This is a genomic window from Klebsiella sp. CN_Kp113 (genome assembly GCF_040064585.1).
GTDB classification, from domain to species: domain Bacteria; phylum Pseudomonadota; class Gammaproteobacteria; order Enterobacterales; family Enterobacteriaceae; genus Klebsiella; species Klebsiella michiganensis.
In genome coordinates this window covers 80259-86400 of the sequence record NZ_JBEAID010000070.1, presented here as the reverse complement: position 1 = coordinate 86400, position 6142 = coordinate 80259, and the positions used below count along the sequence as shown (strand labels likewise).

At 58.4% G+C, this 6142-nt stretch carries 4 protein-coding genes; all 4 read left to right on the top strand.

Annotation, left to right across the window (positions count from 1 at the left end):
• Window positions 1-2648, top strand: a 2648-nt coding sequence (gene ftsK / locus ABLV30_RS27775) for a DNA translocase FtsK (RefSeq protein WP_348865707.1), incomplete at its 5' end; no start/stop codon positions are given.
• A 121-nt stretch (window positions 2649-2769) separates the two neighbouring features.
• A complete protein-coding gene (gene lolA, locus ABLV30_RS27770; protein ID WP_004130911.1) occupies window positions 2770-3381 on the top strand; it encodes an outer membrane lipoprotein chaperone LolA in 612 nt (203 codons plus the stop codon).
• 8 nt (window positions 3382-3389) lie between these two features.
• Window positions 3390-4733, top strand: a complete 1344-nt coding sequence (gene rarA, locus ABLV30_RS27765; protein ID WP_004849446.1) for a replication-associated recombination protein RarA — start codon at window positions 3390-3392, stop codon at window positions 4731-4733.
• A 91-nt stretch (window positions 4734-4824) separates the two neighbouring features.
• Window positions 4825-6117 carry a serine--tRNA ligase gene (gene serS, locus ABLV30_RS27760; protein ID WP_009653254.1) on the top strand — a complete coding sequence of 431 codons (1293 nt, stop codon included), beginning with the start codon at window positions 4825-4827 and terminating at the stop codon, window positions 6115-6117.
• The last annotated feature ends 25 nt before the right edge of the window (window positions 6118-6142 follow it).

Sequence of the window (6142 nt, the reverse complement as noted above, 5' to 3'; positions counted from 1 at the left end):
ACCAGCCGCAGCATGCGTACCAGCCGGAACAGGCCCCGGTACAGCAGCCAGCGTACCAGCTGGAACCGGCTTACCAGCCGCAGCACGCGTACCAGCCGGAACAGGCCCCGGTACAGCAGCCTGAGCCTTACGCCGCCTCCGTTGAGCCTGAGCCTCCGCAAGAGGAGGTGAAGCCTCAGCGTCCGCCGATGTACTACTTCGAAGAAGTGGAAGAGAAACGCGCGCGTGAACGCGAGCAGCTTGCCGCATGGTATCAGCCGATTCCGGAGCCGGTCAGTCCGGTTGCGACAAAACCGATCGCGCCTCCGCCTGCTCCGGCGGCTGATGTTGCCGCGGTGAGCGCGCTGGCGGCTGGCGTCCATCAGGCCACAGGGGCGGCCTCCGTCGCATCTGCCGCATCCAGCGCCGCGCCGCTATTTAGCCCGGCGTCAGGCGGCCCGCGTGCGCAGGTAAAAGAGGGCATAGGCCCGAAATTGCCGCGTCCAAACCGCGTTCGCGTGCCCACGCGCCGTGAGCTGGCTTCCTATGGCATTAAGCTGCCTTCGCAGCGGTTGGCTGAAGAACGTGCGCGTCAGGCAGAGCATCAGCACTATGATGACGATGCGCTGACGGACGAGGAAGTTGCAGAGCTTGAGCAGGGTGAGCTGGCGCGTCAGTTCGCGGCTGCGCAAAATCAGCGCTATGGCGATAGCTACGCTGCGGAAGAGGCTGATGTAGACGAGGATTCTGCCGCTGAAGCCGAACTTGCCCGTCAGTTTGCCGCTTCCCAGCAGCAGCGCTACGCCAGCGAGCAGCCGCCGGGATCGCATCCGTTCTCTGCGGCGGATTATGAATTCTCGCCAATGAAAACGTTAGTTGATGATACGCCGAGCGAGCCTGTCTTCACGCCGTTGCCGGAAGTACAGCAGCCTGCCCCGCAGAATCAGCAGCCGGCCCAGCATTCGCAGCCCGTACAGCAGCAGATGCCGCACCAGCAGATGCCTCAGCCGCCGCAACATGCGCAGCAGCAGTCTTATCAACCCGCGCCGCAGCAGCCGGTTCACCATCAGCCGATGCCGCAGCAGGCTCCTGGCAGCTATCCGCAGCAGCCGATCCCGCAGCCGCAGGAAAGTCTCATTCACCCGCTGTTGATGCGCAATGGCGACAGTCGCCCATTACAGAAGCCGACAACGCTGCTGCCCTCGCTTGACCTGCTCACGCCGCCACCGGCTGAAGTTGAGCCGATCGATACCTTTGCGCTTGAGCAAATGGCGCGTCTGGTTGAAGCTCGTCTGGCCGATTTCCGCATTAAAGCCGATGTGGTGAACTACTCACCTGGCCCGGTTATTACCCGCTTTGAGCTTAACCTGGCGCCGGGCGTGAAAGCGGCGCGCATTTCCAACCTGTCGCGCGATCTGGCCCGTTCTCTGTCCACTGCGGCGGTTCGCGTGGTGGAAGTGATTCCGGGTAAACCCTACGTTGGCCTGGAGCTGCCTAACAAAAAGCGCCAGACCGTTTACCTGCGCGAAGTGCTGGATAATGCGAAATTCCGCGATAATCCTTCACCGCTCACGGTGGTCCTCGGGAAAGACATTGCGGGCGAACCTGTCACTGCCGATCTGGCGAAGATGCCGCACCTGCTGGTAGCGGGTACCACCGGTTCCGGTAAATCCGTTGGGGTCAACGCCATGATCCTCAGCATGCTCTATAAAGCGCAGCCGGAAGACGTGAAATTCATCATGATTGACCCGAAAATGCTCGAGCTGTCGGTCTATGAGGGAATACCGCATCTGTTAACGGAAGTCGTGACGGATATGAAAGACGCGGCCAATGCTTTGCGCTGGAGCGTCAACGAGATGGAGCGCCGGTATAAACTCATGTCTGCGCTGGGCGTACGTAATCTCGCGGGTTATAACGAGAAGATTGCTGAAGCCGCACGTATGGGACGGCCCATTCCGGATCCTTACTGGAAGCCTGGCGACAGTATGGATGCGACGCATCCGGTACTGAAAAAAGAGCCTTACATCGTGGTGCTGGTCGACGAGTTTGCCGACCTGATGATGACCGTCGGCAAGAAAGTGGAAGAGCTGATTGCGCGCCTGGCGCAGAAAGCGCGCGCCGCGGGGATCCACCTGGTGCTGGCGACCCAGCGACCGTCGGTTGACGTTATCACCGGCCTGATTAAAGCCAACATCCCGACGCGTATCGCCTTTACCGTATCGAGTAAAATTGACTCACGTACTATCCTTGACCAGGGCGGTGCGGAATCACTGCTGGGAATGGGCGATATGCTCTACTCCGCGCCTAACTCGACGATCCCTGTGCGCGTCCACGGCGCTTTTGTACGCGACGAGGAAGTTCACGCCGTCGTTCAGGACTGGAAGGCGCGCGGGCGTCCGCAGTATGTCGATGGCATTACCTCCGATAGCGAAAGCGAAGGCGGCGGCGGTGGCTACGAGGGCGGTGAAGAGCTCGATCCGCTGTTCGATCAGGCCGTCAACTTTGTGACGGAAAAACGCAAAGCCTCCATATCTGGGGTACAGCGTCAGTTCCGCATTGGCTATAACCGCGCCGCGCGTATCATTGAGCAAATGGAAGCTCAGGGGATCGTGAGCGAGCAGGGGCATAACGGTAACCGTGAAGTGCTGGCGCCGCCGCCTTTTGAGTAACCGCAAAGTTGGGTAAATAAGTGAAAATCAGCCTGTTCTGCTGTTTTACGGCCGTTGGCCGTTCTACATTAGCAGCAGACCAGGCTCCCGCGTCGGGAGTGACGCACATTAAGGAATAACAATGAAAAAACTCGCAATCACCTGTGCATTACTGTCCAGTTTTGTCGTCAGTCAGGTATGGGCGGATGCCGCCAGCGATTTAAAAAGCCGCCTTGATAAAGTGAGCAGCTTCCACTCCAGCTTTACGCAGAAAGTGACGGACGGCAGTGGTAATGCCGTGCAGGACGGGCAGGGGGACCTGTGGGTCAAGCGGCCTAATCTGTTCAACTGGCATATGACCCAGCCGGATGAAAGCGTGCTGGTTTCCGACGGCAAAACGCTGTGGTTTTACAACCCGTTTGTTGAGCAGGCTACCGCTACCTGGCTGAAAGATGCGACCAGCAACACGCCGTTTATGCTGATTGCCCGCAATCAGGCCAGCGACTGGCAGAACTACAACATTAAGCAGAACGGTGACGATTTTGTTCTGACGCCGAAAAACGGCAGCGGTAATCTGAAGCAGTTCACCATCAACGTGGGTCGCGACGGTACGATTCATCAGTTTAGCGCCGTGGAACAGGACGATCAACGCAGCAGCTATCAGCTGAAATCGCAACAAAATGGTGCCGTGGATGCATCTAAGTTCACCTTTACGCCGCCGCAAGGGGTTACGGTGGACGATCAACGTAAATAGAGGCGAACGTGAGCAACCTGTCGCTCGATTTTTCCGATAACGCGTTTCAACCTCTGGCCGCCCGTATGCGGCCAGAAAATTTAGCGCAGTACATTGGCCAGCAGCACCTGCTGGCGCCGGGTAAACCCTTACCGAGGGCGATTGAGGCCGGGCATCTTCACTCGATGATTCTCTGGGGGCCGCCCGGGACAGGAAAAACCACCCTGGCCGAAGTGATTGCGCGCTACGCCAGCGCCGACGTTGAACGTATTTCAGCTGTGACCTCCGGGGTGAAAGAGATCCGCGAGGCCATTGAACGCGCGCGCCAAAACCGCAACGCGGGTCGCCGCACGATCCTGTTTGTCGACGAAGTGCACCGTTTCAATAAAAGCCAGCAGGACGCCTTTCTGCCGCATATTGAAGACGGGACCATCACCTTTATCGGCGCGACGACGGAAAATCCCTCCTTTGAACTCAATTCCGCGCTGTTATCCCGCGCGCGCGTTTATCTGCTGAAGTCGCTGACCAGCGACGACATCGAGCAGGTGCTCAACCAGGCGATGAGCGACAAAACGCGCGGCTACGGCGGGCAAAATATCGTCCTGCCGGACGAGACGCGCAAGGCCATCGCCGACCTTGTCAACGGTGATGCGCGCCGGGCGCTGAATACGCTGGAAATGATGGCCGATATGGCCGAAGCCGACGCCTCCGGCAATCGCGTGCTGAAAGTTGAGCTGCTGACTGAAATTGCCGGTGAGCGCAGCGCGCGTTTCGACAACAAAGGCGATCGCTTTTACGATTTAATCTCCGCACTGCACAAATCGGTTCGCGGCAGCGCCCCGGACGCCGCCCTCTACTGGTACGCGCGGATTATTACCGCCGGCGGCGATCCGCTCTACGTTGCCCGCCGCTGCCTGGCGATTGCCTCGGAAGATGTCGGCAACGCCGATCCGCGCGCGATGCAGGTTGCGATCTCCGCATGGGACTGCTTTACCCGTGTCGGACCGGCGGAAGGCGAACGGGCAATTGCTCAGGCCATTGTCTATCTTGCCTGTGCACCCAAAAGCAACGCGGTTTACACTGCGTTTAAAGCGGCGATGGCCGACGCCCGCGAACGTCCCGATTACGACGTCCCGGTTCATTTGCGCAATGCCCCAACGAAGCTGATGAAAGAGATGGGCTACGGGCAAGAGTATCGCTATGCTCACGATGAACCGAATGCTTATGCCGCCGGGGAGCAGTACTTCCCGCAGGAAATGGCGCAAACGCGCTATTATAAGCCGACAAACCGGGGGCTGGAGGGCAAAATAGGCGAAAAGCTCGCCTGGTTAACCGAACAGGATCAAAATAGCCCGATAAAACGCTACCGATAATTGAGGCGTTGCGGTAAGGTTGTCACACTATTTCCGTGGTCGCGCTCTGCGGCCATTTTTCTTTTATTAATTCGATAAGCACAGGATAAGCATGCTCGATCCCAATCTGCTGCGTACCGAGCCAGACGCAGTCGCAGAAAAACTGGCACGCCGGGGCTTTAAGCTGGATGTAGATAAACTTCGCGCTCTGGAAGAGCGTCGTAAAGTTCTGCAGGTTCAAACTGAAAACCTGCAGGCGGAGCGCAACTCCCGATCGAAATCCATTGGCCAGGCGAAAGCGCGCGGGGAAGATATTGAGCCATTACGCCTGGAAGTGAACAAACTCGGCGAGCAGCTTGATGCCGCTAAGACCGAGCTGGACGCGCTGCTGGCGGAGATCCGCGATATCGCGCTGGCTATCCCTAATATCCCGCACGACGACGTTCCGGCCGGTCGCGACGAAAACGACAACGTTGAAGTCAGCCGCTGGGGAACCCCGCGCGAGTTCGATTTTGACGTTCGCGATCACGTCACGCTGGGCGAAATGCACGGAGGGCTGGATTTTGCCGCCGCCGTGAAGCTGACCGGTTCTCGCTTTGTGGTCATGAAGGGCCAGCTGGCACGCCTGCACCGCGCGCTGGCGCAGTTTATGCTGGATCTGCATACCGAACAGCACGGCTACAGCGAAAACTACGTCCCGTATCTGGTTAACCAGGACACGCTGTACGGTACCGGTCAGCTGCCGAAATTCGCCGGCGACCTGTTCCATACCCGTCCGCTGGAAGAAGAAGCCGACAGCAGCAACTACGCGCTGATCCCGACGGCGGAAGTTCCGCTGACCAACCTGGTTCGCGATGAAATCATTGATGAAGACGATCTGCCGATCAAAATGACCGCGCATACGCCGTGCTTCCGCTCTGAAGCCGGATCTTACGGCCGCGATACCCGCGGTCTGATCCGTATGCACCAGTTCGACAAAGTCGAGATGGTGCAGATTGTACGTCCGGAAGATTCCATGGCGGCGCTGGAAGAGATGACCGGCCACGCCGAGAAAGTGCTGCAACTGCTGGGTCTGCCGTATCGTAAAGTGGCTCTGTGCACGGGCGATATGGGCTTCAGCGCATGCAAAACCTACGATCTGGAAGTGTGGGTGCCGGCGCAGAATACCTATCGTGAGATCTCTTCCTGCTCCAACGTCTGGGATTTCCAGGCGCGTCGCATGCAGGCACGCTGCCGCAGCAAATCTGACAAGAAAACTCGCCTCGTACACACGCTGAACGGTTCTGGCCTGGCGGTTGGACGTACGCTGGTCGCGGTGATGGAAAACTATCAGCAGGCGGATGGTCGCATCGAGATCCCGGAAGTTCTGCGCCCGTATATGCGCGGCCTTGAATTTATCGGCTGATTTTTCAACGCTCTTCTCAAAAGCG